Origin of the sequence: Ornithinimicrobium faecis (assembly GCF_023923225.1) — a bacterium.
Classification (GTDB): Bacteria; Actinomycetota; Actinomycetes; order Actinomycetales; family Dermatophilaceae; genus Ornithinicoccus; species Ornithinicoccus faecis.
In genome coordinates this window covers 2,635,957-2,661,326 of record NZ_CP099489.1, presented here as the reverse complement: position 1 = coordinate 2,661,326, position 25,370 = coordinate 2,635,957, and the positions used below count along the sequence as shown (strand labels likewise).

Annotated in this window: 28 protein-coding genes, 1 tRNA gene and 1 other RNA gene; 22 read left to right on the top strand and 8 right to left on the bottom strand. The window is 68.7% G+C overall.

What is annotated here, in order from left to right:
• Positions 1-17: 17 nt before the first annotated feature.
• From NF556_RS12355 to ctlX, 3 genes are all read left to right on the top strand, one after another.
• A complete protein-coding gene (locus NF556_RS12355; protein WP_252591230.1) occupies positions 18-437 on the top strand; it encodes a DUF3052 domain-containing protein in 420 nt (139 codons plus the stop codon).
• Entirely contained in the window at positions 404-916 is a 513-nt protein-coding gene (locus NF556_RS12350) for a peroxiredoxin (protein WP_252591229.1), read from the top strand. The genes NF556_RS12355 and NF556_RS12350 overlap by 34 nt, the downstream gene beginning before the upstream one ends.
• Before the next feature lie 116 nt (positions 917-1,032).
• A complete protein-coding gene (gene ctlX / locus NF556_RS12345; RefSeq protein ID WP_252591228.1) occupies positions 1,033-2,010 on the top strand; it encodes a citrulline utilization hydrolase CtlX in 978 nt (325 codons plus the stop codon).
• A 105-nt stretch (positions 2,011-2,115) separates the two neighbouring features.
• Here the strand turns inward: ctlX and NF556_RS12340 are convergent.
• Positions 2,116-2,188 (bottom strand) — tRNA-Val (locus NF556_RS12340).
• A 68-nt stretch (positions 2,189-2,256) separates the two neighbouring features.
• Between NF556_RS12340 and NF556_RS12335 the strand changes: the two genes are divergently transcribed.
• The 5 genes from NF556_RS12335 (at position 2,257) to NF556_RS12315 (ending at position 7,832) form a co-directional block, all read left to right on the top strand.
• Entirely contained in the window at positions 2,257-3,192 is a 936-nt protein-coding gene (locus tag NF556_RS12335) for a Nif3-like dinuclear metal center hexameric protein (RefSeq protein ID WP_252591227.1), read from the top strand.
• A complete protein-coding gene (locus tag NF556_RS12330) occupies positions 3,189-3,926 on the top strand; it encodes a zinc ribbon domain-containing protein (RefSeq protein ID WP_252591226.1) in 738 nt (245 codons plus the stop codon). The genes NF556_RS12335 and NF556_RS12330 overlap by 4 nt, the downstream gene beginning before the upstream one ends.
• Positions 3,923-5,185, top strand: a complete 1,263-nt coding sequence (locus NF556_RS12325) for a bifunctional RNase H/acid phosphatase (RefSeq protein WP_345780114.1) — start codon at positions 3,923-3,925, stop codon at positions 5,183-5,185. The genes NF556_RS12330 and NF556_RS12325 overlap by 4 nt, the downstream gene beginning before the upstream one ends.
• A gap of 84 nt (positions 5,186-5,269) precedes the next feature.
• Entirely contained in the window at positions 5,270-6,628 is a 1,359-nt protein-coding gene (locus NF556_RS12320) for a cystathionine beta-synthase (protein ID WP_252591225.1), read from the top strand.
• Positions 6,629-6,677: 49 nt separating this feature from the next.
• The gene (locus tag NF556_RS12315) at positions 6,678-7,832 is read left to right on the top strand and encodes a cystathionine gamma-synthase (RefSeq protein WP_252595796.1); all 1,155 of its coding nucleotides are present in this window, start codon (positions 6,678-6,680) and stop codon (positions 7,830-7,832) included.
• 169 nt (positions 7,833-8,001) lie between these two features.
• On the opposite strand, the gene NF556_RS12310 is transcribed toward NF556_RS12315, so the two are convergent.
• Both NF556_RS12310 and NF556_RS12305 read right to left on the bottom strand, forming a co-directional pair.
• Positions 8,002-8,691 carry a CPBP family glutamic-type intramembrane protease gene (locus NF556_RS12310; RefSeq protein WP_252591224.1) on the bottom strand — a complete coding sequence of 230 codons (690 nt, stop codon included), beginning with the start codon at positions 8,689-8,691 and terminating at the stop codon, positions 8,002-8,004.
• Between the two features lie 213 nt (positions 8,692-8,904).
• Positions 8,905-9,657, bottom strand: a complete 753-nt coding sequence (locus tag NF556_RS12305) for a YaaA family protein (RefSeq protein WP_252591223.1) — start codon at positions 9,655-9,657, stop codon at positions 8,905-8,907.
• 90 nt (positions 9,658-9,747) lie between these two features.
• Between NF556_RS12305 and NF556_RS12300 the strand changes: the two genes are divergently transcribed.
• Together NF556_RS12300 and NF556_RS12295 are read left to right on the top strand one after the other, a co-directional pair.
• On the top strand, positions 9,748-9,969 hold the full coding sequence (locus NF556_RS12300) for a type II toxin-antitoxin system Phd/YefM family antitoxin (protein ID WP_252591222.1): 222 nt from the start codon (positions 9,748-9,750) through the stop codon (positions 9,967-9,969).
• Positions 9,966-10,361 (top strand): type II toxin-antitoxin system VapC family toxin, encoded by a 396-nt coding sequence (locus NF556_RS12295; RefSeq protein ID WP_252591221.1) that lies wholly within the window; start codon positions 9,966-9,968, stop codon positions 10,359-10,361. The genes NF556_RS12300 and NF556_RS12295 overlap by 4 nt, the downstream gene beginning before the upstream one ends.
• A gap of 60 nt (positions 10,362-10,421) precedes the next feature.
• Here NF556_RS12295 and NF556_RS12290 read toward each other — a convergent pair whose 3' ends face one another.
• Positions 10,422-11,438, bottom strand: coding sequence for an aldo/keto reductase (locus NF556_RS12290; RefSeq protein ID WP_425607075.1), 1,017 nt, complete (start codon positions 11,436-11,438; stop codon positions 10,422-10,424).
• Between the two features lie 53 nt (positions 11,439-11,491).
• On the opposite strand from NF556_RS12290, the gene NF556_RS12285 reads away from it, so the two are divergent.
• On the top strand, positions 11,492-12,928 hold the full coding sequence (locus NF556_RS12285) for an RNB domain-containing ribonuclease (protein ID WP_252591219.1): 1,437 nt from the start codon (positions 11,492-11,494) through the stop codon (positions 12,926-12,928).
• A gap of 103 nt (positions 12,929-13,031) precedes the next feature.
• Here the strand turns inward: NF556_RS12285 and NF556_RS12280 are convergent, their stop codons facing one another.
• Both NF556_RS12280 and NF556_RS12275 read right to left on the bottom strand, forming a co-directional pair.
• Positions 13,032-13,283: an addiction module protein gene (locus NF556_RS12280; RefSeq protein WP_252591218.1), complete on the bottom strand. Its 252-nt coding sequence runs from the start codon at positions 13,281-13,283 to the stop codon at positions 13,032-13,034.
• Between the two features lie 81 nt (positions 13,284-13,364).
• Positions 13,365-13,925 carry an NADPH-dependent FMN reductase gene (locus NF556_RS12275; RefSeq protein ID WP_252591217.1) on the bottom strand — a complete coding sequence of 187 codons (561 nt, stop codon included), beginning with the start codon at positions 13,923-13,925 and terminating at the stop codon, positions 13,365-13,367.
• 230 nt (positions 13,926-14,155) lie between these two features.
• Here NF556_RS12275 and NF556_RS12270 point away from each other — a divergent pair, with 230 nt between their 5' ends.
• The 5 genes from NF556_RS12270 (at position 14,156) to NF556_RS12250 (ending at position 17,908) form a co-directional block, all read left to right on the top strand.
• Positions 14,156-14,854: an alpha/beta fold hydrolase gene (locus tag NF556_RS12270; RefSeq protein ID WP_252591216.1), complete on the top strand. Its 699-nt coding sequence runs from the start codon at positions 14,156-14,158 to the stop codon at positions 14,852-14,854.
• 79 nt (positions 14,855-14,933) lie between these two features.
• Positions 14,934-16,343, top strand: a complete 1,410-nt coding sequence (locus NF556_RS12265) for an MFS transporter (RefSeq protein WP_252591215.1) — start codon at positions 14,934-14,936, stop codon at positions 16,341-16,343.
• 66 nt (positions 16,344-16,409) lie between these two features.
• Positions 16,410-16,792: RNase P RNA component class A (gene rnpB / locus NF556_RS12260), an RNA gene on the top strand.
• A 50-nt stretch (positions 16,793-16,842) separates the two neighbouring features.
• Positions 16,843-17,361, top strand: a complete 519-nt coding sequence (locus NF556_RS12255; RefSeq protein WP_252591214.1) for a hypothetical protein — start codon at positions 16,843-16,845, stop codon at positions 17,359-17,361.
• A gap of 67 nt (positions 17,362-17,428) precedes the next feature.
• Positions 17,429-17,908 carry a DUF421 domain-containing protein gene (locus NF556_RS12250; protein ID WP_252591213.1) on the top strand — a complete coding sequence of 160 codons (480 nt, stop codon included), beginning with the start codon at positions 17,429-17,431 and terminating at the stop codon, positions 17,906-17,908.
• 35 nt (positions 17,909-17,943) lie between these two features.
• Here NF556_RS12250 and NF556_RS12245 read toward each other — a convergent pair whose 3' ends face one another.
• Positions 17,944-18,684, bottom strand: a complete 741-nt coding sequence (locus NF556_RS12245; RefSeq protein ID WP_252591212.1) for a tyrosine-protein phosphatase — start codon at positions 18,682-18,684, stop codon at positions 17,944-17,946.
• Positions 18,685-18,857: 173 nt separating this feature from the next.
• Here NF556_RS12245 and NF556_RS12240 point away from each other — a divergent pair, with 173 nt between their 5' ends.
• The 6 genes from NF556_RS12240 (at position 18,858) to NF556_RS12215 (ending at position 24,630) form a co-directional block, all read left to right on the top strand.
• Positions 18,858-20,189 (top strand): aspartate kinase, encoded by a 1,332-nt coding sequence (locus NF556_RS12240; protein ID WP_252591211.1) that lies wholly within the window; start codon positions 18,858-18,860, stop codon positions 20,187-20,189.
• The gene (gene ectA, locus NF556_RS12235; RefSeq protein WP_252591210.1) at positions 20,186-20,737 is read left to right on the top strand and encodes a diaminobutyrate acetyltransferase; all 552 of its coding nucleotides are present in this window, start codon (positions 20,186-20,188) and stop codon (positions 20,735-20,737) included. The genes NF556_RS12240 and ectA overlap by 4 nt, the downstream gene beginning before the upstream one ends.
• Positions 20,734-21,996 (top strand): diaminobutyrate--2-oxoglutarate transaminase, encoded by a 1,263-nt coding sequence (gene ectB, locus NF556_RS12230; protein ID WP_252591209.1) that lies wholly within the window; start codon positions 20,734-20,736, stop codon positions 21,994-21,996. Before ectA ends, ectB begins: the two co-directional genes overlap by 4 nt.
• 27 nt (positions 21,997-22,023) lie before the next feature.
• On the top strand, positions 22,024-22,425 hold the full coding sequence (locus NF556_RS12225; protein ID WP_252591208.1) for an ectoine synthase: 402 nt from the start codon (positions 22,024-22,026) through the stop codon (positions 22,423-22,425).
• 90 nt (positions 22,426-22,515) lie between these two features.
• Entirely contained in the window at positions 22,516-23,409 is an 894-nt protein-coding gene (thpD, locus tag NF556_RS12220) for an ectoine hydroxylase (protein ID WP_289781753.1), read from the top strand.
• Positions 23,410-23,523: 114 nt separating this feature from the next.
• Positions 23,524-24,630: a VIT1/CCC1 transporter family protein gene (locus NF556_RS12215; protein WP_425607040.1), complete on the top strand. Its 1,107-nt coding sequence runs from the start codon at positions 23,524-23,526 to the stop codon at positions 24,628-24,630.
• Positions 24,631-24,704: 74 nt separating this feature from the next.
• Here NF556_RS12215 and NF556_RS12210 read toward each other — a convergent pair whose 3' ends face one another.
• Positions 24,705-25,367 (bottom strand): MBL fold metallo-hydrolase, encoded by a 663-nt coding sequence (locus NF556_RS12210; protein ID WP_252591206.1) that lies wholly within the window; start codon positions 25,365-25,367, stop codon positions 24,705-24,707.
• Positions 25,368-25,370: the final 3 nt, after the last annotated feature.

The following is a 25,370-nucleotide window of genomic DNA, read 5'->3' as shown; positions in this document are numbered from 1 at the left end:
AGTGGACTGTGGTCACTATGGCTGACGAAGGGACCCGCCCACGGGGTGGCGCGGTAGACAAATTGGGGTTCGCACACGACCAGATCGTGCTGGAATACGGCTACGACGACGACGTCGACGAAGCCTTCCGCGAACAGGTTCAGGCGGTCGTCGGGAGCGCTCTGGAAGGTGAGGACTACACCGGGGTCGTCGACGCCGTGCTGGTCTGGTGGCGCGAGGACGATGGCGACCTGACCGACGAGCTGGTCGACTGCCTCGCGCTCCTGGAGGACGGCGGTTTCATCGCGCTGGTGACCCCCGGCGCCGGCCGGAGTGACCGCGTGCCCGCGCACGACGTGCAGGAGGCCTGCAACACCGCTGGCCTGACTGCCAGCGGAGCCGTGCCCCTCGGGGAGGGCGACCAGTGGCACGCCCAGCGCCTGGTGGGCCGACGGTGACCGTCGACGCGGCGCTGCTGTTGCCACCCCAGGTCGGTGACACGGCGCCAGACTTCACCCTGATCGACCAGAGCGGTGCCACGATCACGCTCTCGCAGGTCGTGCAGGACCGGCACGCGCTGCTGGTCTTCTTTCCGTTCGCGTTCTCCAACATCTGCACCGGTGAGTTGCTGGAGATCCAGCTCAACGTGGACGAGTTCGTCAACGAGCGCGTCAACGTCTATGCCCTCAGTTGCGACCCCGGCCACTCGCAGGCGGCCTGGGCGGCGCACGAGGGCTATCGCTTCTCGCTGCTGTCCGACTTCTGGCCGCACGGCGAGGTCGCGCGGTCCTATGGCGTCTTCGACGAGGAGTCCGGCATGGCCGTGCGCGGCACCTTCGTGGTCGACCCGCAGATGCGGATCGTGTGGAGCCTGGTCAACGGTCCCGGCGAGCAGCGCGACATCGGCGTGCTCCACGCCGCCGTCAAGGACCTCTGACCGCAGGGTGGGACAAGCCGGCGACCGGGGAGGGACGTCCCGGGCGCCAAGGGTGGGACACTCGTGTCAGCAGCGCTGGGCAACAGCGCAGTCCGCCAACCCGAAGTGAGGTGTCCATGCCAGTCCAGGCCCCCGGTGCCGTGGTGATGATCCGTCCCCACAAGTTCACCCCCAACCCCGACACTGCGGCGGACAACGCCTTCCAGGTCGCGGCCGCGGGTGACCCCGAGGAGTTGGCGGCCCGGGCGTTCCAGGAGGTGACGCGGGCCGCGGAGACACTCGAGTCCGTGGGGGTCACGGTCCACCTCTTCGACGATGAGGACGCCACCCGCCCGGACAGCGTCTTTCCCAACAACTGGTTCTCCACCCACGCTGGGGGACGGGTCGCCCTCTATCCGATGTATGCGCCGAGCCGGCGCACCGAGCGACGCCCCGACATCGTCGAGATGCTCAAGGCGCGTTATCGCGTGCAGGACGTCATCGACTACTCCGGGTTGGAATACGACAACATCTTCCTGGAGGGCACCGGTGCGATGGTGCTCGACCACCTCTCCCGGATTGCGTATGCCGCTCGGTCCCGTCGGGCGGACCCCGTTGTGCTGGAACGGTTCTGCACGACGTTCGGGTATGAACCCATGGCTTTCGATGCCGCTGACCAGGGCGGCACGCCGGTCTATCACACTAATGTGCTGATGTGCATTGCCTCGGACTTTGTGCTCATCGGGCTGTCGATGATCACTGACCCCGCCCGGCGGGCCGAGGTGGTCGAGCGACTGGCGGGGCGCCGGGGCAAGCGTCACGTGCTGGAGCTGAGTGATCAGCAGATCCACGACTTTGCGGGCAACGCGATCGAGCTCGAGGGCGAGGACGGGGAGCGCTTCCTGGCACTCTCGACCCGCGCCGCAGCCTCGCTCAGCGACGAGCAGCGCGAGATCATCGAGCGCAGCTGCACCCTGCTGCCGCTCGACGTCCCCACCATTGAGTTGGCTGGTGGCTCAGTGCGCTGCATGCTGGCGAGCATCCACCTCGACGCGCGCCCCCAGGCGGGCACGACACAGGGCCAAGTGTCGCAGCTGCCCGCTGCGGTGATCTGAGGGCGTTGCAACTGCCCATTGCGGTGATCTGAGGGTGCTGACGTGCCACAGTCTGCGCCGGAGTGCCCAAGGTCGCCATGGGGTGCCCACCGGATGGCGCGTGCGTGGGCCCGGCCGGGCTCGAACCGACGACAACCGCGGTGTAAACGCGATGCTCTACCAACTGAGCTACAGGCCCCTGCGGCGCTCAGCCCGGTGACCCGCGCAGCGCTGCGGCGCACCATTGTGCCACCTACGATGGGCATCGTGACGCAGACTGCTAAGACGACACGCGATGACGGGCAACTCACGCTGCGCGACGTGGTGGCCGTGCTGGAGCGCAGGTATCCGCTCGACACCGCTCAGTCCTGGGACCGGGTTGGCCTCGTTGCCGGCGATCTCGACCAGCCGATCAGCCGCATCCACCTGGCCGTGGACCCCACGCTGGCGGTCATCGAGGAGGCCAGAGCGGCCGGCGCGGACCTGATCATCACCCACCACCCGCTGCTGCTGCGGGGCATCCACTCGGTCGCGACCTCCAGCGCCAAGGGCGCCTCGGTCACCGAGCTGATCGTCAACGACATCGCGCTCTATTGCGCTCACACCAACGCCGACGTGGCCGATCCCGGTGTGGGGCAGGCTCTTGCGACAGCCTGCGGCCTCAGCGAGACGCAGGCACTGGAGGTCACCGAGGGCCAGGAGCTCGGCCGAGTCGGGGACCTGCCCGAGGCGCTCATGCTCGCTGAGTTCGCGCGCCGGCTGCACGAGCACCTCCCGGCGACCGCGTCCGGGATCCGGGTCGCGGGACCTGCCGACGGCACCGTGCGCAGGGTCGCTGTGTTGGGCGGGGCGGGGGACGGTGCCTTCGATGCGGTCCGCGCCAGCGGCGCCGACGTCTATGTCACGGCCGACCTGCGCCACCACCCTGCCCTCGAGGCCCGTGAGGAGGCGGCCGTCGCCGGGGGCACGCCCTATCTGATCGACGCCGGTCACTTCGCCAGCGAGTCCCTGTGGCTGCCCGGTCTGGCGCAGGGTCTGGTGGCGGAACTCGGGGCTGCTGCGGCTAGGTTGGACGTGCACGTTTCGCAGGTGCGGACCGACCCGTGGGACTTCGTCCTCGGTGCGACTGGACCTGGGGCGTCCGGACCAGAGCAGCACCCCGAGAGCGAACCCCACACGAACGACGCAGGAGACCACGCGTGAAAGCCGACCCCACCGACCAGCAGCGACTGTTGGACCTGCAGGCCCTCGACACCCGACTGGACCAGCTGGACCACCAGTTGCGCAGCCTGCCCGAGCACGCCGAGCTGCAGGCACTGACCGCCCGCGCCGGGGACCTCGACGCCGAGGTCGTGCGCACCACCACCGCCCGGGGCGACGTGCAGCGTGAGCTGACCAAGGCCGAGCAGGACGTGCAGCTGGTGCGGGACCGTTCGGCCCGCAACCAGAAGCGCCTCGACGACGGCGTCGGCACCGCCAAGGACCTGCAGGCGCTCCAGCACGAGATCGAGTCCCTCGCCCGTCGCCAGTCCACCCTCGAGGACGAGGAGCTGGAGGTGATGGAGCGCGCCGAGGCTCTTGACGCCGAGGTCACCCAGGCCGAGACCAACCGCGACGAGCTCGCCGCAGAGACGGCCGAGGTCACGCGCAGTCGCGACGCCAAGGCCGGTGCCCTGGAGACCGACCGGGCAGAGGTGGCCGCTGGCCGCGAGGCGATCGTGGCCGACATCAGCGCCGAGCTGATCGCGCTCTATGACAAGATCCGCGTCCAGTCCGGCACCGGGGCGGCACCGTTGCAACAGCGTCGCTGCGGTGGCTGCCAGCTCGAGCTCAACCAGGTCGACCTCAGCCGGATCCGTTCGGCGCCCGAGGATGAGGTGCTGCGCTGCGAGGAGTGCCGTCGCATCCTGGTGCGCACGGCCGAGTCCGGCCTGTGACCGGGTCGACACACAAGACCACGACGCGTATGCCGACCGCTCGCCGGCGGCACCTCGTCGTCGAGGCCGACGGTGGTTCCCGGGGCAACCCGGGGGTGGCTGGCTATGGCGCCCTGGTGCGCGAGGTGGATGGCACGCTCCTGGCTGAGCGCGCGGCCCCGCTGGGCACCGCGTCCAACAACGTCGCCGAATACACCGGGCTGATCGAGGGGCTGCGCGCCGTCCTGGACCTCGGGCTCGCGGCAGGCGCCACCATCGAGGTCCGGATGGACTCCAAGCTCGTGGTGGAGCAGATGAGCGGCCGCTGGAAGATCAAGCACGAGGACATGCGCCGCCTCGCCCGACAGGCCCAGGAGCTCGTCGACACGATCGAGGCCGACGGGGGCACCGTGAGCTACACCTGGATCCCGCGTGAGGACAACGCCGCCGCCGACGCGCTGTCCAACGTCGGGATGGATGGAGAGACTGTCCGGCGCGACCACAGCGGCGACACCACGGAAGACCACAGCGGCGACACCGCAGGGAGCGGCGCGCACCCGGAGCGGGTCCAGCCCACCTTCGGCGAGGTGAAGGCCCCGGTCAGCGACGAGGTCTTCAGCACCGAGACCGACCCGACGCTGGAGGGGTCCTGCCGGCTGATCCTGGTGCGCCACGGCGTCACGGACTTCACCCGCAGCCACAAGCTCGACGGTCGCGGCGGATCGAACCCACCACTCAACGAGGACGGTCTGGCCCAGGCCGCCGCTGCGGCAGGGGCCGTCAAGCGACTCGTGGACCGCTCGGGGCCGACGCCGATCCAGGTGGTCACCTCCTCGCTCACGCGCGCCATGCAGACCGGGGGAGCCGTGGCCGACGCCCTCGGGGTCAGCCCTGAGGTCGACCGTGACTGGGACGAGCAGGCCTTCGGTGACTGGGACGGGGCCACGATGGCCGATCTGGTGACCCACTCCGGGGCCGAGCTGCTCGCGCTTCGCCAGGATCCGGCATACGCCCGTCCGGGTGGGGAGAGCCGCACCCAGCTCATGAGCCGGGTGACCGCTGCCCTGGGGCGGGCCGTCGCCCGCGGCGGCACGGTCGTCGTCGCCACGCACCGGCTGCCGGTCATGATGGTGCTCTCCCAGGTGCTGGGCCTGGACAGCAACCGCGCCTGGTCGATCGCGACCGCACCCGCGTCGCTGACCGCCTTCGAGTTCTGGCCGGACGGCGGCGTCCAGGTCGCCTTCGTCAACGACACCCACCACCTGCACGATCTGACCTGACCTGGCTGTATGCCGAGGGTCGGGACCGCATCCCGGTCGCCTAGGCTGAGCACCAGCCATCCACCAACCCGGGAGCCACCACTGATGCGCGTCGCAGAGACCATTCTCGACACGATCGGCGACACGCCGCTCGTCAAGCTCAACCACGTGACCGAGGGCATCGCCGCCACGGTTCTGGCCAAGATCGAGTACGTCAACCCCGGCGGCTCGGTCAAGGACCGGATCGCGATCAAGATCATCGACGCGGCCGAGGCCGAGGGCAAGCTCAAGCCCGGCGGCACGATCGTCGAGCCGACCAGTGGCAACACCGGCGTCGGTCTTGCGCTGGTGGCTCAGCAGCGCGGCTACAAGTGCATCTTCGTGTGCCCGGACAAGGTCGGCGAGGACAAGATCAACGTGCTCAAGGCCTACGGCGCCGAGGTCGTGGTGACGCCCACCTCGGTCCCGCCCGAGCACCCGGAGTCCTACTACTCGGTCAGTGACCGCCTGGCCGCGGAGATCGAGGGCGCCTACAAGCCCAACCAGTATGAGAACCTCAACGGCCCCGCCTCGCACTACGAGTCGACCGGGCCGGAGATCTGGCGCGACACGGACGGCACCGTCACGCACTTTGTGGCAGGCATCGGCACCGGCGGCACGATCTCGGGCACCGGGCGCTATCTGCGTGAGGTCGGTGACGTCACGATCATCGGCGCCGACCCCGAGGGCTCGGTCTATTCCGGCGGGACGGGCCGGCCCTATCTGGTCGAGGGCGTCGGCGAGGACATGTGGCCCGGTGCCTATGACACCAGCGTGCCGCACCAGATCATCCCCGTCACCGACGCGGAGTCCTTCGAGATGACGACCCGCCTGGCGCTGGAGGAGGGGCTGCTCGTCGGCGGCTCGTCCGGCATGGCCGTGGTCGCTGCCCTCAAGGCAGCCAGGGAGCTGGGCCCGGATGACACCGTGGTGGTGCTGCTGCCCGACGGGGGCCGCGGTTATCTGGGCAAGATCTTCAACGATGGGTGGATGCGTTCCTACGGCTTCACCGCTGTCGGCGAGGAGAAGACGGTCGGCGACGTGCTCTCGGCCAAGACCGGCCAGCTGCCCGACCTGGTGCACGTGCACCCCACCGACACGGTGCGCGACGCGATCGACATCATGGCGGAGTATGCCGTCAGTCAGCTGATCGTGCTCGGCGCCGAGCCGCCGGTGGTCATGGGGGAGGTCAAGGGGTCCCTGACTGAGCGTGCCCTGCTCGATGCCGTCTTCCACGGCGAGGCAAAACTGACCGACACGCTCACCGCGCTGACCGGTCCGGCACTGCCACTGATCGGGGTCAACGACTCGGTGTCGGCCGCCCGGGAAGCATTCACCGATGCCGATGCGTTGTTGGTGACAGAGGGTGGCAAGCCCGTCGCCGTGCTGACCCGCCCCGACCTGCTGACCTTCCTGTCCCAGTGAGCACCAGTCTGTCCCAGTGAGCACCAGCACCACCACCGAGTGAACGGAAATCTCTGACGTGTCCGGATTCTCCACCCGCGCCATCCACGCCGGCCAGGCCTTCGACCCCACGACCGGAGCGGTGATCCCGCCGGTCTATCAGACCTCCACCTTCGTGCAGGAGCACGTCGGAGGCCTGCGCAACGGCTACGAATACGCCCGTGGCACCAACCCCACGCGTGATGCGCTGCAGGAGCTGGTCGCCGACCTCGAGGGTGGCGCGCAGGGCTTGTCCTTCGCGTCGGGACTGGCCGCCGAGGACGCGCTGCTGCGGGCACTGCTGTCCCCGGGCGACCACGTGCTGATGGGCAACGATGTCTATGGCGGCACGCACCGGCTCGTCAACCAGATCCTCGTGCCGTGGGGTGTCCAGCTGAGCACCGCGGAGATGAGTGACCTCGACGCGGTGCGCGCTGCGATCCGCCCGGAGACCAAGGTGCTCTGGGTGGAGACGCCCAGCAACCCGCTGATGAAGATCACCGACCTGGAGGCGGTCGCCGCGCTGGGACACGAGCACGGCCTGACCGTGGTCGTCGACAACACCTTTGCCTCACCGGCCCTGCAGACGCCGATCGCGCTCGGCGCCGATGCTGTCGTGCACTCGGCGACGAAATACCTGGGCGGTCACTCCGACGTCCTCGGCGGCGTCGTCGTCACCGCGGGCAAGGAGTTGGGCGAGAAGGTCCAGTTCCTGCAGTTCGCGGCCGGAGGCGTCTCCGCGCCGTGGGAGGTCTTCCTGACCATCCGCGGCATCAAGACCCTCGCGCTGCGGATGGACAAGCACAGCTCCAACGCGGCCGCGATCGCCCAGTCGCTGGTCGGGCACCCGGCCGTTGAGCAGGTGTACTACCCCGGTCTGGCAGACCACCCCGGTCACGAGATCGCGGCCAGGCAGATGAGCAACTTCGGCGGCATGGTCTCGCTCGCGCTGGCCGGGGGAGCCGCAGCTGCCCGACAGTTTGCCGAGTCGATGTCGGTCTTCCAGCTCGCCGAGAGCCTCGGCGGCGTCGAGTCGCTGGTCAACTATCCGGCCGAGATGACCCACGCCTCCGTGCGTGGCACCGAGCTCGAGGTGGCGGACAACATCATCCGGCTCTCGGTGGGCATCGAGGACGAGGCCGACCTGGTCGCCGACGTGCAGCAGGCCCTCGACCGCCTCGGCTGAGCCGCCCTGCACCGTGCACCCGAACAGCCAACGTGAGCCGGCCCGCGGCAGCGCAGGCCGCTGACCTGCGCGTTTGTGCAAGCGGCTGGGACGTTGCCTGTCTGGGTGTCCGCCCCGCGGCGGATCCCCGATGGCAGAGCCGCGATAAGTGCCGCGACGTCGACACGGATCAGGCAAAGATGAAGTAGAAGGTCAGGTGCAGCACCAAGAGCAGGTGCAAGGTGCCCAGCCTGGCGCGCAGCAGCGCGAACACCGCCCCCATGGCGACGATCGGCAGGCTCGCCAGCGGGTTGCCTGGCCCGAACTGATCGGGCAGGGCGACGACGTGGCCCAGCCAGAACGTCGTCGTCACGACCACGATGGTCAGCCAGGCGGGGAGGTCATCGCGCAGATAACTCTGCAGCAATCCAAAGGTCAGGTAGTTCTGCCAGAGCACCGACACCGTCATCCAGAAGATGTAGACCCCCACCGGCAGCGGCAGGCCATAGTGCAGCGGCAGCACCAGCGCCAACACGGCCGGCAGCGCATACAACCACATCAGCCGGGAACGGGCGAACAGGACGGTGTTGCGACGACGGTGCGTTGCGAGCAACACGGCCAGCACGATCAGCGCAACTCCGCACTCGACGAGCGTCGCGATGCTGGCATCCTCCGAGACCAACGTTCCGATCCCGTTGGCGAGCAGCCCCGGGGTGAGGTGCCACAGCAGCAGCCAGGCCAGGCACGCCAGCACCGTTCGGCCGCCGCGGGCCACGCCAGACCGGTCCACACCAGTCGAGCCGACCGCACCAGCAGAGCGCCCCACACCAGGAGACTCGTCCACACCAGTCGAGCCGGGCGGGGGCGGCTCCGGGCTCATGGGGCAGACCCTATCGCGCGGTCCCAACTGGGTTGAGCTCAGGCCCACGAGCACCCGGGCGGGACCCGCGGGGCGTGCACCCGAACAGGCAAAGTCAGTGGGACCGCGGAAGTGCAGGTCGCTGACCTGCACGTTTGCACAAGCGGCTGTGACGTTTCCTGTCTGGGTGCACGCGGGGAACCGTCACCGTCTGGCGCGAGCGCGGCTGCGTCGTCAACTCTTGGGTGTGTGCACGTCGAGGACCCAGGGCTTGGTGGCGCTGGCTGGCTGGTGGAGCTCCACGCGGAAAGCCTCGGCGAGCACCTCGGCCAGTCCGCTGGGTGTCCGCGGGTCCTGCTGTGACTGACACAGTGCACGGGTGACCAGTCCTCGGGTGTGCTTGGCCATGTGGGTGGCACCCGGCACCCGGATCTGGACCCAACGACGAGCCAGGTCCCCCTGGGGAACCCAGGCTGCGGCATACGTGCTTGACCGGCAGTCGATGACCAGGCCGCGCCCGACCACGGCCGGCAACTCCTGGGCCAGCGGCTGTCGCCAGTGCCCAGCCAGCGGTCCCACACCCGGGACGTTGACCGCCATCGAGAGGCGATAGGGCGGCACCCGGTCGGTCAGGCGCAGGGCACCGAACAGGGCCGAGATCACCAGGACCCGACGGTTGGCGCGCCGCCGTGCCGTGGCATCGAGCGAGGCCAGGTCGAGGGCGTCATAGAGCACGCCGGTGTAGAGGTCCGCGGTCGGCACGCTCGGCGCCGTCGTGAGCCGGGTGTTCCGGGCGATCTCCTCGGTCAGGTTCGGGCTCACGCCGAGCAGGTCTGCGGCGGCGGGGCGGCCGCTGACCTCGGCAACCGGGCCGAGGAGGGCGGCACGGGCCGCGGTGAGTCCGGGCAGCGAGAGGCGCTCCAGGTCGAGGGGGCGCCCGCGGGTGCGGCCGGTCTTAGACTCCGACGGGGGCAGCAGGATCAGCACGCAGGCAGAGTAGCCAGAGCCCGACCGGGCGGCAGTCCTTGGGGTGCCAAAAGCTTGACCTGGTCAAGTTGGTCGACCTATTATCAGGAGATGGAGGTCACGGTCCAGGAAGCCAAAACGCACCTCTCCCGGCTGCTCCGCAGGGTTGAGGCGGGAGAGACTGTGGTGATCCGCCGTGGGCGCACCAGGGTCGCGGTGCTCGGCCCCGCCCCGGTGATCACCGAACGCCGGAACATCTGGGGTGACCTCGATGGGGAACTGACGTCCGAGTTCGACGAGCCGCTGGATGACTTCGAGCCCTACGTGTCATGAGGCTGCTGCTCGACACGAATGTGGTGATCTGGCTCCTGCTCAACCAGCGCAGATCTGTGCCCCACGACGTTGCGGACGCCGTGTCCAGTCCGTCTGCGGCGGTTTTCGTCAGCGCCGCCTCTGTGTGGGAGATCGCGATCAAGCGATCGCTCGGCAAGTTGCAGATCGCCGAGTCGTGGCACCGCACACTGATGAGCCTCGACTTTGAGCACCTTCCAGTCACAGCCGAGCACGCGGTCGGTGTCGAGGCACTGCCGTGGCACCACCGCGACCCCTTCGATCGACTTCTTGTGGCTCAGGGTCTGGCGGAGAACGCCATCCTGGTTACGGCCGACCGGACCCTGGACCGTTACCCAGTGCCAACGTGGTGGGGCGGCCCGATCCCAGGCTGAGTCCGCGGCGGTCGTCCCTCTTCTTGGACTCCGACAGGGGCAGCAGGATCAGCACGCGGACTACTCCCGACCTGCGGAGATCCAGGTCGGGCCCGCGAAGCCCAGGTTGCGACCGCCCTGCACAGCCTCCGCCACGGTGTCCAGCCGGGACAGGTGATCCTCGCTCAGCGTGATGGACAGAGCGCCAGCGTTCTCGGCCATCCGCTCGGCGCGGCGCGTGCCAGGGATCGGCACGACCGGGATCCCCAGCCGCTGGCCCTGGGCATAGAGCCAGGCCAGGGCGACCTGCGCCGGAGTGGCCCCGACGTCGGCGGCCACGGACCGGACGACCTCAACGACCCGCTGGTTGACCTCGAAGTGCTCATCGAAGCGGGCCTGACCGGCCAGCATCGTGCCCGCGATCGACTCCTTCGTGAGCGCGCCGGTGAGGAAGCCACGACCCAGCGGTGAGTAGGGCACGAACCCGGCGCCCACCTCGACAGCAGCCGGGATGACGTGGGTCTCGACGTCGCGTGACCACAGGCTCCACTCGCTCTGCACGGCAGCGATCGGGTGCACTGCTGCGGCCGCTCGCAACTCGGGACCGGTGACCTCCGAGAGCCCCAGGTGCGCCACCTTGCCCTGCCGCACCAGGTCGGCCATAGCGCCGACGGTCTCCTCGATCGGGCGGTCCAGCTCACGGCGATGCAGATAATAGAGATCGATGGTCTCCACCCCGAGCCGGCGCAGACTCGCCTCGCAGGCGGCCTGGACATAGGCCGCGTCGCCGCGTGTCGGGATGCCGTCGCCGACCGCTCCGGTGATGCCGAACTTCGTCGCGATCTGCACCTCGGAGCGGCGCGTCGCCAGCACCTGCCCGAACAACTCCTCGTTCGTGCCGGGTGGACCCGACGTGCCGGGCCGCGGCTCGCCATAGACGTCGGCGGTGTCCAGGAGGGTCACCCCCAGGTCGGTCGTGGCGTGGATCGTTGCCAGCGCAGCCTCCGGCGTGGTGCCGCCATAGACCTGCGTCAGGCCCATCCCGCCAAAGCCGAGGGAGCTGACGGTCAGCTGGTCACCGAGTTCGGTCGTGGGGATCACCCCATCAGTATGCCGAGCGCACCGGGCCATGATCTGCGTAGGGTGGCGCAATGGCCCAGCGAGCGACGAGGATCCACGACGACCGCACGACCCCGGACGGCACCGCTCTCGAGCGGGCATTCGCGGACATCAGGACGAGCATGGAGGTGCGGGACGAGTTCCCCGAGGCCGCGCTCGCGGAGGCACGGGCCGCGGTCGAGAACCCGGACCTGCCCGAGCGGGACGAGACGGGCCTGGCGTTCATCACGATCGACCCGCCCGGCTCGATGGACCTGGACCAGGCGATGCACATTGAGCGTGCCGGTGAAGGATATCGCATCAGGTATGCCATCGCCGACGTGCCAGCCTTCGTCGAGCCCAGCGGCGCCCTGGACACCGAGGTGCGGCTGCGCGGCCAGACGATCTACTGCCCCGACACCCGGGTGCCGTTGCACCCCACCGAGGTGAGCGAGGGGGCGGCGAGCCTGCTCCCCGAGGCCAGCCGTCCGGCATACGTCTGGGACATGCGCCTGAAGCCCGACGGGACCCGGGACAGTGCCGAGCTCTATCGCGCGATGGTGCGGTCGGTGCGGCGCTACACCTATGAGGAGGTGCAGGGGCTGATCGACGGCGGTGACGCGGAGGAGACCCTGCTGCTGCTCAAGGAGGTGGGGGAGCACCGGATCCGTCGCGAGTCCGAGCGCGGTGGGGCCAGCCTGCCGATGCCGGAGCAGGAGGTGCACGTCAAGGACGACGGCACCTACGCCCTGCAGTTCCGGCCGCTGCTGCCGGTGGAGGACTGGAACGCGCAGATCAGCCTGCTCACCGGGATGGTCGCCGCCGAGATCATGCTCGAGGGCGAGGTCGGGATCCTGCGCACTATGCCCCCGGCGGAGCAGCGTGACGTGGCCCGGTTCCGCCGACAGGTGAAGGCTCTGGGGGTGGACTGGCCGAAGGGGTTGGCCTATGGCGACTTTCTGCGCACGCTGGACCGCACCGACCCCCAGCACCTGGCGATCATCCACGACGCGACGGCGCTGTTCCGCGGCGCGAGCTATGAGGCGTTCGACGGGACCCCGCCGGAGCAGACGGAGCAGGCCGCGATCGCCGCGCCCTACACCCACGTCACAGCGCCGCTGCGCCGCCTGATCGACCGGTTTGTGCTGGTGGTCTGCGAGGCGCTGACTCAGGGGCAGGACGTGCCGGCGTGGGCACGCGAGGCGCTGCCGACGCTGCCGGAGATCATGAATGACTCGGGGCGACTGGCGAAGGCCGTGGAGCGGGCCTGCACCGACGCCACCGAGGCCGCCGTTCTGGCGCACCGGGTCGGCGAGCAGTTTGACGCGGTCGTGGTCGACGACGCCGGCAAGAATGGCTGGCAGGTGCAGCTCACCGAGCCGGCGGTCAACGCGGTCGCCGAGGGGCAGGCCGAACTGGGCAGCGAGGTCCGCGTCGAGCTCGTCGAGGCAGACATCGCCACGCAGCAGGTGCGCTTCCGGATTGTGTGACGGTTAGTCGCGGACGCGATGGCGCGGCGGTGCCTGTTGGAGTACCACTCGACCGCGGCGTCGAGCTCGGCCGCGGCCTCAATGAGCTCGCGCGGCTGCAGGGTCACTGGTCCCGAGCGAGGAGTTGCGCCCTGAGGCGGGCGAGCTGTTCACCGGCATCGACCAGTGGCTCATCGCCGTTGACATACGAATCCACACGGTGGTGGACCTCTGTGTACCAGGCATTTTGGACGTCAGCGTGGTCCATGTCGTGGGAAGTGTCCAGGCTGAGCAAGCCCTGCCGGATCACTGCGGCACGCTCCTCTGGATCGAGGGCAAGGAGCCCTCGTTCAACCGACGCAGCATCCAGACTCATGACCCAAGTCTACGGCGGTCGTCTGACGTCAGCCGGAAGTTGTCCACAGCCCAGCTGGCGCGAAGGCAAGGACGGCCCACGTCAGCCGCGCAGCGTGGCGAGCGCCGCCGTGGCGGCCTCGAGGGAGGCGAACAGGTCAGCTGCCTCTTCGGCGTTCCGGTCCGCCGGGGTGAAGGTCTCGCCGTCGAACTCGGTGAAGGTGCTCAGCGCGACCTGCGCCCGGATGTCATACATGTCGGCATTGGCGACCACGATGCGCCACGCCTCGACCGCCCGGGCGCCCGAGAGCGCGCCGTAGGACACGAAGGCGACCGCCTTCTTGACCCACTCGGGATAGATGCAGTCGAAGCCGTTCTTGAAGCCGCCCGGGACGCCGTGGTTGTACTCCGGTGTCACGAAGATGAATCCGTCGTAACCATCGATCGTCTGGCCCCACCGGGTGACCCGCTCGTCGTCATACTGCCGGTTGGCCGCACCGGGGACCGTCGCGGAGGTGAGGACCGGAAGGTCGAACGCACGCAGATCGATGACCTCATAGGTCGCGTCGGTGTCGCGGTCCTGCGCCAGTTTGCTGAGCCAGGCGCCCACGTCATCGCCCTTGCGGTCGTCGCGGACGGATCCGATGATGATGCCGATCTTCATGTGTCTCCTTGGTGTTGAGGGGCAACGTCCATCGTCGCCGACGACGCGCGGGTGCGCACGCCAGGGTGTACGAGACCTCCCTCAAAATGCGGGTGGGGCGTACGAGACCTGCCTCAAAATGCGGGGGAAGACGTACGAGGCCTTCCCGGAAGAGGACGTGGATTGTCCGGGATGGGGCTTAGCGTGGCTGGCACAGGGGGAGACCCGATCAACGACGAAGGAGTGCGGACATGGATGTGATCCTGCTGGGTGGGCTGTGGCTGACCGGCGATGCCTGGGATGCGGTGGCGCAGGAGGTGTCCGCCCGTGGGCACCGCGCAGTGCCGGTGACGTTGCCAGGGCAGGGGGACGGCAACGACGCGGCCACGCTGGAGGACCAGATCGCCAGCGCGGTGGCCGCCGTCGACGCAACAGACGGCAAGGCACTGGTGATCGGCCACTCGGCGGCCTGCACCCTGGCCTGGCTGGCGGCCGACCGGCGGCCCGAAAAGGTCTCGGCGGTCGGGCTCATCGGGGGATTCCCCAGCTCGGACGGCGCGGCCTATGCCGACTTCTTCGAGCCCGTGGACGGGCAGATGGCCTTCCCGGGGTGGCCGGCGTTTGAGGGGCCGGACTCGGCAGACCTCGACGAGGCGACCCGGGCGGAGATGGAGGCTGCCATGGTGGCGGTGCCGGTGGGCGTCAGCCGAGGGATCGTGCAGTATGCCGACCAGCGGCGGTCCGCAGTGCCCGTCACCCTGATCTGTCCCGAGTTTGGACCGGACGACGCCAAGGAGTGGGTCGCCTCGGGTGATGTGCCCGAGCTGGCAGCGGCCACGACCCTCGACTATGTCGACATCGACAGCGGCCACTGGCCGATGACCAGCGCGCCCACCGAGTTGGCGACGATCATCGCGGACCTGGCCGATCGGCATACTGCCGCTCCCTGAGCAGTGCTCCCGGGTGTCGGCTGGGTGAACTCGGCGGGTTCAGCGAGGGTTTGGGGGTCTGGGGCAATACGGTCGGGCTGTGACCTCGCGCGATGACACGACAGCCACCGGCCCCGGCGAGCAGGGCCCGGTCGACCCAACTGCTGGTCAGTCCCTGGACCCCGACGAGGTTCCGACGGCACTGGGTGCCAGTGGTGGCGCCTCCAAGGGCAAGATCACGGCCTGGGCGCTGTGGGACTGGGGCGCGCAGCCGTGGAACACCGTCATCACGACGTTCGTGTTCGCGGTCTATCTCACCAGCGACGGCTTCGGCTCGACCAACCACACCTCGCAGATGCTGGCCTGGTCAACCGCGATTGCCGGACTCTTCGTCGCCGTCCTCGCGCCGGTCCTGGGTCAGAACTCGGACCGGTCCGGCCGCACGGTGCGCAACCTGCGCTGGCAGACCTGGGTGCTGGCCGCGCTCGCCGCGAGCCTGTTCTTCGTTAGGGCCGATCCAGGCTATCTCGTGCTGGGCCTGGTGCTGCTGGGTGTCGGGTCGGTCGTCTCAGAGATCGCAGGCGTCAACTACAACGCCACGATCGAGCAGGTGGCCACCACCAAGAACATCGGGCGGATCTCCGGTTATGGCTGGGGCTTCGGCTATCTGGGCGGCATCGTGGCGCTGCTGGCGATGTACTTCCTGTTCATCCAGCCCGAGGTTGGCCTGTTCGGGGTCACCGGCGAGGACGGGCTCGACATCCGGGTGTCGATGCTGTTGTGCGGCCTGTGGATCGCCCTGTTCACCATCCCCGCGTTGGTGAAGCTGAAGGATCGCCCCGTGGAGCGGGCCCCGCGCGTGGGGGTCATCGAGTCCTATCGGCTGCTCTTCGGGACGGTCCGCCGGCTGTGGAAGACGTCCCGTCACACGGTGTGGTTCCTGCTGGCCTCGGCGCTGTTCCGGGACGGATTGGCCGGTGTCTTCGCCTTCGGCGCGGTCCTGGCGGCCGGGACCTTCGGCATGAGTGCCGGCGAGGTCATCATCTTCGGCGCAGCGGCCAACATCGTGGCCGGCGTCGCCACGATCGCCTTCGGTCTGCTGGATGACCGGATCGGGCCCAAGAAGGTCATCATGTTGTCCCTCGTGGCCCTGTCGGTCCTGGGGCTGCTCATCTTTTTCCTGCACGACGGTGGCAAGAGCGTCTTCTGGGTCCTCGGCCTCGGCCTGACGGTCTTTGTCGGCCCGGCCCAGGCAGCCTCGCGCTCGTTCCTGGCCCGCCTGATCCCCGAGGGCAAGAGCGGTGAGATCTTCGGGCTGTATGCCACGACCGGCCGGGTGGTCTCCTTCCTGTCACCGGCGGCCTTCGGCGTGGGCATCTGGTTGGGAGCCCGCGTCACCGGTGAGGAGAACACGCAGTACTGGGGCATCCTCGGCATCGTGCTGATCCTCATCGCCGGTGCGCTGGCCATGGTGCCGGTCAAGGAGCACACCGACCACCGGGTTGGGTGAGTGGTCCAACGGACCCAGGCGATCGGCATACGGCCTCGTTTTCTGCACGTAGACTGGGCCGCTGGATGAGTCGGTCAGGCGGCCGCGTCGAGCCCTTCGGGGACTCGCCGAGGAACGTCCGGGCTCCGCAGGGCACGGTGGTGGCTAACAGCCACCCGGGGTGACCCGCGGGACAGTGCCACAGAGAGTAGACCGCCTCCGGTTCCGACCGGCGGTAAGGGTGAAAGGGTGGTGTAAGAGACCACCAGCGCGCCGGGTGACCGGCGCGGCTAGGTAAACCCCACTGGGAGCAAGGTCAGACAGCACGCGTTTGAGGGCGGCCCGCCCGAGTGTGCGGGTAGATCGCTAGAGGTGGCTGGCAACAGTCACCCAAGATGGATGGTCGCCCCCGTCGCAGTGCCGGCAACGGCGCGACGGGACAGGACCCGGCGTATCGACCGACTCATCCACCCACTCTTTCCACCGCGCCCCATTGTGGACGGCGGTGTAGACAAGGGACATGTCCGAGACGTCGACGTTGGACGGTGTGCGGCCCGTCACCGCGGGTCCGCGGCCTCTTCTGTGGCGCCGAGTTGGTTTGCTCATGCTCGTGGTGGTGGTCGTGGCCGGTCTGTTCGGGTTCCTCGGGGATCGGGTGGGTGTTGTGGAGGGCACGGCAGGCGATGGTCATCACCTGAGATTGGAATATGCGCAGACTTCCCGACCAGGCCTGGACGTCCCGTTCCAGATCACGGTGACCCGTCCCGAGGGGCTGGACCCCGAGGTCACGTTGGCGATCACGGGCGACTATCTGCGGCTGTATGAGACGCAGGGGTGGTATCCCGAACCCTCCGAGCAGACACGGGACGGTCAGTGGGTCTATCTGACCTTTGCGACCGAAGGGCAACCGGTCATGGTTATCGACTTCGATGCCTACATCCAACCCAACGCCGTGCTGCCTCGATCGGGTCAGCTCGCGGTCGTCGTCGACGGTGAGCCGGTGGATCCGCTCTCGTTCCGCACGTTCTTGTTTCCCTAACCCTTGATTCTCTCACGCCCTTCACGTGTGGCCGTTGTGCGGTCACCGCCGTCGATCCGGAGGATCCATGGACATCGTTATCCGCGCGGCAGCGATCTTCGTGTTCCTGTGGCTCGTCACCCGCGTCGCTGGGCGCTCGACCCTGGGCGAGCTCAGCTCCTTCGAGCTGATCCTGTTTGTCACGATGGGAGACTTCGTGGCGCAGGGTGTCATCGGGCAGGACTACTCCAGCACGGCGGCGGTCCTGGCGGTGAGCACCGTCGCCATCCTGACCGTCGCCGTCTCGCTGGTGAACTCTCGGTCCCGACGGGCCGCCCGGTTGACCCACGGCGTGCCAGTGGTGGTCGTCAGTGGCGGCGATCCGTTGCTGGAGGTGATGCGCCGGGAACGGCTGGGCCTGGACGACCTGCTCTCCGCAGCGCGGGGTCAGGGCATCGAGCTCATCTCCACCATCCAACTGGCCGTGCTGGAGACCAACGGACAGCTGTCGTTCTTCACCGCCAGCGACGGCGAGTCAGGCGCCAGCCCACCACCGCCCGTCGGCTGAGCTGGTCCTGTCTCGGGCCTCGTCCAGCCCCGCGATCAGGGGAGCAGCCGCTCTCGCAACCGGACGATGACCCGGTCGTCGATGCCAGCGCGCGCCAGATAGGCCGCCGCGCCGTCGTGCTCGGCCTCGAGCCAGTCGAAGGTGTCCCGCAGCACCGGCTCGGGGGAGTGAGCGAGCACCTCGAGCAGGGTGTCGGTGACCGGCACCCTGAACCGGCGCACCTTGCGCAGCATCCGCTCGGTCCACTCACCATCCAGATTGGCCTGGGTCGCGGTGTAGTCGGCGGCGATCGTGTCATAGTCGACGCCCAGCAGGGAGAGCGTCAGCGCCACCACCAGTCCCGTGCGGTCCTTGCCCGCGGTGCAGTGGACGACCACCGGCCCCTCCGCCTCAGAGATGATCCGGATGACCGTGCCCAGCTCGGCCTGGTGGTGGGTCAGGATTGAGCGGTAGACCCAGCGCAGGTCGATCCCCGAGGGGTCTGCGCTCGGGGGAGCCCCGGCGATCGGGATGGAGATCAGCTCCGCGCCGGTGCCCCGCAGCCGGTCCCGCCCACCGAAGCGTCGATCGAAGGCGGACCGCAGGTCGATCACCACCTCGACGCCAAGGTCAGCCAGGGCCCGCCGTCCGGCGCGGGTGAGGCGGTGCAATCCGTCGGAGCGATAGAGCTGTCCCGCCCGCAGTGACCCGGGGGCAGCCTCCCGGAAGTTGTGGGTGCCCGGCAGATCCAGTCGCCCCCAGACCTGGTCGGAGGCTGCACCCGTTGCCGACGCCATGTCCAAAACTGTAGAGGACGACCTCCGGAACCGGCCTCGCGTGCGCGTGCGCGTGCGCCCCTTCGGTAACAGATTGTGTTGGGGCGCAAGGGGGTCCCCCCGCCCTTGGGTCTGCGCGCGATCCCCGTTAACGTTGTTTGACGTCCAGTCCTCAACCCCTCAATGGAGTATGTATGGCTCTGGTCGTTCAGAAATACGGTGGGTCCTCGGTGGCCGACGCTGACGGGCTTGCACGAGTGGCCCGTCGGATCGTGGCCACCCGCGCCGCCGGTCACGACGTCGCAGTCGTGGTCTCGGCCATGGGAGACACCACCGACGACCTGCTCGATCTCACCCGAGAAATCACCCGAAAACCGACTGCTCGCGAGCTCGACATGCTGCTCACCGCCGGTGAGCGCATCTCAATGGCGTTGTTGGCCATGGCAATTCACGAGCTCGGGCACCCGGCCACCTCCTTCACCGGGGTGCAGGCCGGGCTTCGCACCAATGATGAGTTTGGCCGGGCCCGCATCCTGGATGTGGCGCCAGATCGCATCCGGTCCGTCCTGGATGACGGTGGCGTTGCGATCGTCGCCGGCTTCCAGGGAGGCTCCGCCGATGATGACGTCACGACCCTGGGTCGTGGCGGCTCGGACACCACGGCAGTGGCGTTAGCCGCAGCTCTGGACGCGGACGTCTGTGAGGTGCTCACCGACGTCGACGGGCTGTTCTCAGCCGACCCTCGTGTGGTGTCCCTGGCGCGGCAGTTGCCGCACCTGTCCACCGAGGAGGCCCTCGAGCTCTCTGCACACGGCGCGAAGGTCCTGCACCTGCGCTCCATCGAGTTCGCGCGCCGCTATGACGTGCCCCTGCACGTCCGTTCCAGCTTCACCGACCTTCCGGGCACCTGGGTGTCTGACGACCCACGCGTCGTCCCCCAGCGCCCGGTTCCACACAAAAACCAGGAGGATCCCATGGAGGAACCGCGCATCCGCGGCCTGGCCCATAGCCACGACCAGTCAAAGCTCACGGTCGTGAACGTGCCTGACGTGCCGGGCCGTGCCGCCGCCATCTTTGCCGTCATCACCGATGCGGTGGAGTCGCTCGACATGATCGGCCAGACACACACCGCCAGTGACACCGGCGTCATCGACTTCTCCTTCGCCCTGCCGGTGGAGGACGCCCACAAGGCGGTCGAGGCGCTGCAGGCACGACAGAGCGAGCTCGGCTTCACCGCCGTCACTCGCGACGACAGCGTCGGCAAACTGTCCGTCGTGGGGTCCGGCATGCGGTCCTCACCCGAGGTCCCCGCCACCTTGTTCCGCGCCCTCAGCGCGGCAGGCATCACCGTGCACCTGCTCGCCACGTCCGAGATCCGCCTCTCCGTGGTGGTCGAAGGGTCCCAGCTGGACGCTGCGACCCAGGCCGTGCACACCGCCTTCGGCCTCGATGTCGAGCTGGACGAGGACGGGGTGCCGAGTGACGGCAGTCCGCGAGCCCTGGCTCACGCTGGGAGCGGCCGATGAGCACCACAACGGCAACTGCCCTGCAGACGGTGCTGCGCCAGCCGACGATCGATGACGGCGCGCAGATGTGGCGGGTCGCCCGCGACTCCATCCGACTGGACCTGAACACCCCCTACGCCTACATCCTGTGGGCCCGGGACTTCCATGCCACCTCCCTGGTGCTGGAGGTCGACGGTGAGGTCGGCGGTTTCGTGACGGGCTATCGCCGACCCGAGGAGCCCACCACGCTGATGATCTGGCAGGTCGCCGTGGACGAGGAGTTCCGCGGGCGTGGACTGGCCGGCCAGCTCCTCGACGAGGTGGCGCAGCGCACCGGGGCCTACTCCCTGGAGACCACGATCACCGCTGACAACGGGGCCTCCCAGCGCCTGTTCGCATCCTTCGCCGAGCGGCACGGTGCGCAGCACAGTGTCACCGACCTGTTCACCCAGGAGCACTTCCCGGCCGGCAAGGACTGGGACGCCGAACTCCTCCACCGCATCACCCCCCTACGCAATACAGCCACCGACCAGCCGGGCACCACGCCCAGCGCAAAGGAGCTCTCGTGACTGACCAGACGATTTTCGAACGCCGTGAGTCCACTGTCCGCAGCTACTGCCGCAACTGGCCGGTCGTCTTTGAGAAGGCCACCGGCGCCGAGCAGGTCACCGAGGACGGGGAGCGTTACCTGGACTTCTTCTCCGGAGCCGGGGCCCTGAACTACGGCCACAACCACCCGGTCCTGAAGAAGGCGCTGACCGACTACCTGGCTGACGACAATGTCATCCACTCGCTCGACATGTACACCGTGGCCAAGCGTGAGTTCCTCGAGACCTTCGAGGAGACGATCCTGCAGCCCCGCGGACTGGACTATCGCGTCCAGCTGCCCGGTCCGACCGGGACCAACGCAGTCGAGACGGCGCTGAAGATCGCCCGCAAGGCCACCGGCCGCACGGACGTCGTCTCCTTCACCAACGCCTTCCACGGCATGACCCTCGGCTCGCTGGCCGTCACGGGCAACTCCATGAAACGCGCTGGTGCCGGGACCCCGCTCTACCACTCGTCGACGGCTCCCTACGACGACTACCTCGACGGCTCGACCCCCGACTTCGGTTGGCTGGAGCGGGTGTGGGCCGACAGCGGGTCGGGGCTGTCCCTGCCCGCTGCCGTCATCGTCGAGACGGTCCAGGGGGAGGGCGGGCTCAACGCCGCCCGCACCGAGTGGCTGCAGACACTGGCCGAGCTGTGCGAGCGCTTTGGTGTGCTCCTGATCGTCGATGACGTCCAGGCCGGCTGCGGTCGCACCGGTCGGTTCTTCTCCTTCGAGGAGGCGGGGATCGTGCCGGACATCGTGTGCCTGTCCAAGTCGCTCTCCGGCCTGGGGCTGCCCTTCTCGGCCACCCTGCTGCGGCCCAACCTGGACCTGTGGGAGCCCGGAGAGCACAACGGCACCTTCCGCGGCTTCAACCCCGCCTTCGTCACCGCCACGGCGGCCCTGCGCAAGTTCTGGGCCGACGACACCTTCGCCGCCCAGGTCCAGGAGCGCTCCGCGGAGCTGCGCACCGGCCTGGAGGAGATCGCAGCCCAGATCCCTGGCGCCGACTATCGCGGTCGCGGGCTGCTGGCGGGGATCCGGTTCGAGGACCCCGACATGGCCGAACAGGTTGCCGCGGAAGCCTTCCGGCGCCACCTGCTGGTCGAGACCTCGGGTGCCGACAGTGAGGTCGTCAAGGTGATGCCACCGCTGACGATCTCCGCGGCCGAGCTGCAGCAGGGTCTCGACATCCTGCGCGAGGCCACCACGAGCACAGCCGCAGCGGCTGCCTGACCCCTCAAGCGAACGAAAGGACATCAGATGAAGGTCATCAACCTCAACGACCTGAACGGCACGGACAACGATGTGGAGCACGGCAACTGGCGCAGCCGGCGCTTTGTGCTCGCCCGTGACCAGGTGGGCTTCTCCTTCCACGACACCGTGCTCTACGCCGGCACCGAGACCGACATGTGGTACGCCAACCACATCGAGTGTGTCTACGTGTATGCCGGCACCGGCACCCTGGTGAACCGCGAGACCGGCGAGGAGCACCCCCTGGCCCCCGGCACCATGTATCTGCTGGACGGCCACGAGAAGCACACCATTCGTGCCGTGGAGGACATTCGGTGTGCCTGCGTGTTCAACCCGCCGGTCACCGGCCGCGAGGTGCACGACGAGGACGGCGTCTACCCGTTGCTCACCGAGGAGCCCAGCCCCGCCTGAGCCACCTCTGGCTGCCCGGCCTGAGGGCGCCCACCCATCCTGACCAAGAGATCCCGATGTCTCATCCCGAACCCGAGGAAAGGATAGATAATGACAACCCCCACCACCATGCGCGACCGCTACCGGACCCGCCTGGACGGTGAACCCGACGTGATCGCCAGGGAGGAGCCGGTCGTCTTCGGCACGGCGGACTCCGGTCCCTACACCGCAGAGGAGCTGGGCCGCCTGGAGCAGACCGGCTATCTGCAGGTGCCGGACCTGGTGACCCCCGACGAGGTCGAGACGATGAGTGCCGAGCTGCGTCGGCTGTCCCAGGACCCCGAGGTCCTCGCGGACGAGCGGACCGTCGTGGAGAGCACGTCCCAGGAGGTGCGCTCCATCTTCGAGGTGCACCTGAGCAACCCGGTGTTCTCCGCCATCGCCCACGACCCACGGGTCGTGGAGCGAGCGCGGCAGGTGCTCGGCTCGGACGTCTACATCCACCAGAGCCGGGTGAACTTCAAGCCCGGCTTCGTGGGCAAGGAGTTCTCCTGGCACTCGGACTTCGAGACCTGGCACGCCGAGGACGGCATGCCCGGGCCACGGGCGATCAGCATCTCCATCGCACTGACCGACAACTACTCCTACAACGGGCCGCTGATGATCATGCCGGGCTCGCACCAGGAGTTCATCTCCTGTGTCGGTGAGACGCCGGAGGACAACTTCAAGGAGTCCCTGGTGATGCAGGGGGCCGGCACCCCGGACACCAAGGTCCTGCGCGACTTCGCCGACCGTTACGGCATCGACGTGCTGACCGGCCAGGCCGGTGGGGCGACCATGTTCGACTCCAACTGCATGCACGCCTCGAACGGCAACGTCACGCCCTACTCGCGGTCCAACGTCTTCATCGTCTTCAACTCGGTGGAGAACGCCTGCGTGGAGCCGTTCGCGGCACCACAGCCGCGGCCGCACTACCTGGGCGCCCGGGACCACGCGCCCATCTGATCGAGGTCATGGCTGGATAGCCTGGCCTTCCTGGTCAGGGGCAGGGTCCCCGCCTACCCTGGTGAGACACACCACGGCTGGGCGGGGGCCCTGCCACGCCTGACCCGGAGGATCATGACCGTGACCACCAGCCCGACGCCACAGCAGACCCGCCAGTGGCGCCGCTACCTGGCCGACGAGCGCGCGGAGGCCCAGGTCTACCGTTCCCTCGCCGAGCGTCGTGAGGGCGAGGAGCGCGAGATCCTGCTCGGGCTGGCGGAGGCCGAGAAGCGCCATGAGACCCACTGGGTCGAACTGCTGGGCGACGACGTGGGCAAGCCCGTCGCTCCCGGGCTGCGCAACCGGGTGCTGGGGCTGCTCGCCAAGCGGTTTGGGTCGGTCTTCGTCCTCGCTCTCGCGCAGAGCGCCGAGGCCCGCACCCCCTACGCCACCGAGGTCGCGGCGACCCCGCAGATGGCGGCCGACGAGGCGATCCACGAGGAGGTCCTGCGGGGTCTCGCCGCTCGTGGTCGCGCCCACATGACGGGCAACTTCCGGGCGGCCGTGTTTGGCGCCAACGACGGGTTGGTCTCCAACCTCGCCCTGGTCATGGGCATGGCCGGCACGGGCGTCGGGAGCGGCGTCGTGCTCGCTGCGGGGGTGTCCGGTCTCCTGGCGGGGGCCCTGTCGATGGGCGCCGGCGAATACATCTCGGTGCGCTCTGCCCGCGAACTGCTGGCTGCCTCCCACCCGAGCCAGGACGCGCGAGCAGCCGTGCCGGACCTGGACCTTGAGGAAAACGAGCTCACTCTCGTCTACCGCTCCCGCGGCATGGGCGACGAGGAGGCCCGCACCAAGGCGCATGCCGTGATGACGGCCGTCCACGGCCACCCGGAGCGTCTGCTGCCCGACGGTGCGATGCCCGACGTGGCCGTCGACGTGGACAGCGAGGAGGCGGTGGGGAACGCCTGGGGCGCAGCAACCTCCAGCTTCGGCTTCTTCTCCAGCGGCGCCCTGATCCCGATCCTGCCGTTCGTCTTCGGCATGACCGGCTTTCCCGCTCTGATCGTCGCGGCGGTCCTGGTGGGGCTGGCCCTGATGGTCACCGGCAGCGTCGTCGGTCTGCTCTCCGGTGCCCCGCCCCTGCGGAGAGCGCTGCGCCAGTTGGCCATTGGCTATGGCGCGGCAGCGATCACCTATCTGCTCGGCCTCGCCTTCGGAGCCGCGGGTCTGATCGGCTAGCGGGCCTGATCGGCTAGCCGACCAGATCGGCTAGTGGCCCTGAGCCGGGCGCGGTTCCACGGCGGTGCGCCGTCTCAGAGCGAGGTGGCGCCCTGCCCACGCAGGTCGAGGACCTCCACGCCGCCGTCGGCGCCGAACGTGCCGACGTGGTTCAGATACATGGCGCGCCCGGTGTCGTTGAGCAGCCCGTCATGGATCGGCACCACCCGCGTGGGCGCGATCCGGCGCACGAAGTTCACGGTGTCCCCGACGCGGGCCCACGGCGCATTAACTGGCACCAACAACACGTCCACGTGACCCGGCTCCGCGTCCAGTGCATCGCCGGGGTGGAAGATCGTCGGCTCGTCGTCGGCCCGGATGACCAGGCCGGTGTTGTCGATCCACGGCACGTAGTCGTGGATGAAGGCGTGCCGTTGCCCCACTGGGGTCACGGTCACGGTGCCGAGATCGACGTCGGTGCCTGTCGGCATACGCTCCAGTCGGTCGCGGTGCTCCCCAGCCGCCTCGGCGAGTGCCTCCACGGTCTGCTCCTCGAGCAGCACCCTGGCCTGCGGGTTGGCAGCCAGCAGCCCGGGCAGCTGCGCCGGGTCGGCATGGTCGGGGTGCTGATGGGTGACCAGGACAGCGGTCAGGTCATGGAGGCCGGAGACGTCGCTGAAGGTGCCCGGGTCGATCAGGATGCGCTGGTCGGCCACCTCGAGCAGCACGCACGAGTGGCCCAGGTGAGTGATCTGCATGGG

Bases quoted from the DNA above. Each gene is read 5' to 3' on its own strand.
- NF556_RS12355 (WP_252591230.1), top strand. From the start codon at position 18: ATGGCTGACGAAGGGACCCGCCCACGGGGTGGCGCGGTAGACAAATTG.
- ctlX (WP_252591228.1), top strand. From the start codon at position 1,033: ATGCCAGTCCAGGCCCCCGGTGCCGTGGTGATGATCCGTCCCCACAAG.
- NF556_RS12320 (WP_252591225.1), top strand. From the start codon at position 5,270: ATGCGCGTCGCAGAGACCATTCTCGACACGATCGGCGACACGCCGCTC.
- NF556_RS12310 (WP_252591224.1), bottom strand. From the start codon at position 8,691: ATGAGCCCGGAGCCGCCCCCGCCCGGCTCGACTGGTGTGGACGAGTCT.
- NF556_RS12300 (WP_252591222.1), top strand. From the start codon at position 9,748: ATGGAGGTCACGGTCCAGGAAGCCAAAACGCACCTCTCCCGGCTGCTC.
- NF556_RS12295 (WP_252591221.1), top strand. From the start codon at position 9,966: ATGAGGCTGCTGCTCGACACGAATGTGGTGATCTGGCTCCTGCTCAAC.
- NF556_RS12285 (WP_252591219.1), top strand. From the start codon at position 11,492: ATGGCCCAGCGAGCGACGAGGATCCACGACGACCGCACGACCCCGGAC.
- NF556_RS12280 (WP_252591218.1), bottom strand. From the start codon at position 13,283: ATGAGTCTGGATGCTGCGTCGGTTGAACGAGGGCTCCTTGCCCTCGAT.
- NF556_RS12275 (WP_252591217.1), bottom strand. From the start codon at position 13,925: ATGAAGATCGGCATCATCATCGGATCCGTCCGCGACGACCGCAAGGGC.
- NF556_RS12270 (WP_252591216.1), top strand. From the start codon at position 14,156: ATGGATGTGATCCTGCTGGGTGGGCTGTGGCTGACCGGCGATGCCTGG.
- NF556_RS12255 (WP_252591214.1), top strand. From the start codon at position 16,843: ATGTCCGAGACGTCGACGTTGGACGGTGTGCGGCCCGTCACCGCGGGT.
- NF556_RS12250 (WP_252591213.1), top strand. From the start codon at position 17,429: ATGGACATCGTTATCCGCGCGGCAGCGATCTTCGTGTTCCTGTGGCTC.
- NF556_RS12245 (WP_252591212.1), bottom strand. From the start codon at position 18,684: ATGGCGTCGGCAACGGGTGCAGCCTCCGACCAGGTCTGGGGGCGACTG.
- NF556_RS12240 (WP_252591211.1), top strand. From the start codon at position 18,858: ATGGCTCTGGTCGTTCAGAAATACGGTGGGTCCTCGGTGGCCGACGCT.
- ectA (WP_252591210.1), top strand. From the start codon at position 20,186: ATGAGCACCACAACGGCAACTGCCCTGCAGACGGTGCTGCGCCAGCCG.
- NF556_RS12225 (WP_252591208.1), top strand. From the start codon at position 22,024: ATGAAGGTCATCAACCTCAACGACCTGAACGGCACGGACAACGATGTG.
- thpD (WP_289781753.1), top strand. From the start codon at position 22,516: ATGACAACCCCCACCACCATGCGCGACCGCTACCGGACCCGCCTGGAC.
- NF556_RS12215 (WP_425607040.1), top strand. From the start codon at position 23,524: ATGACCGTGACCACCAGCCCGACGCCACAGCAGACCCGCCAGTGGCGC.
- NF556_RS12210 (WP_252591206.1), bottom strand. From the start codon at position 25,367: ATGCAGATCACTCACCTGGGCCACTCGTGCGTGCTGCTCGAGGTGGCC.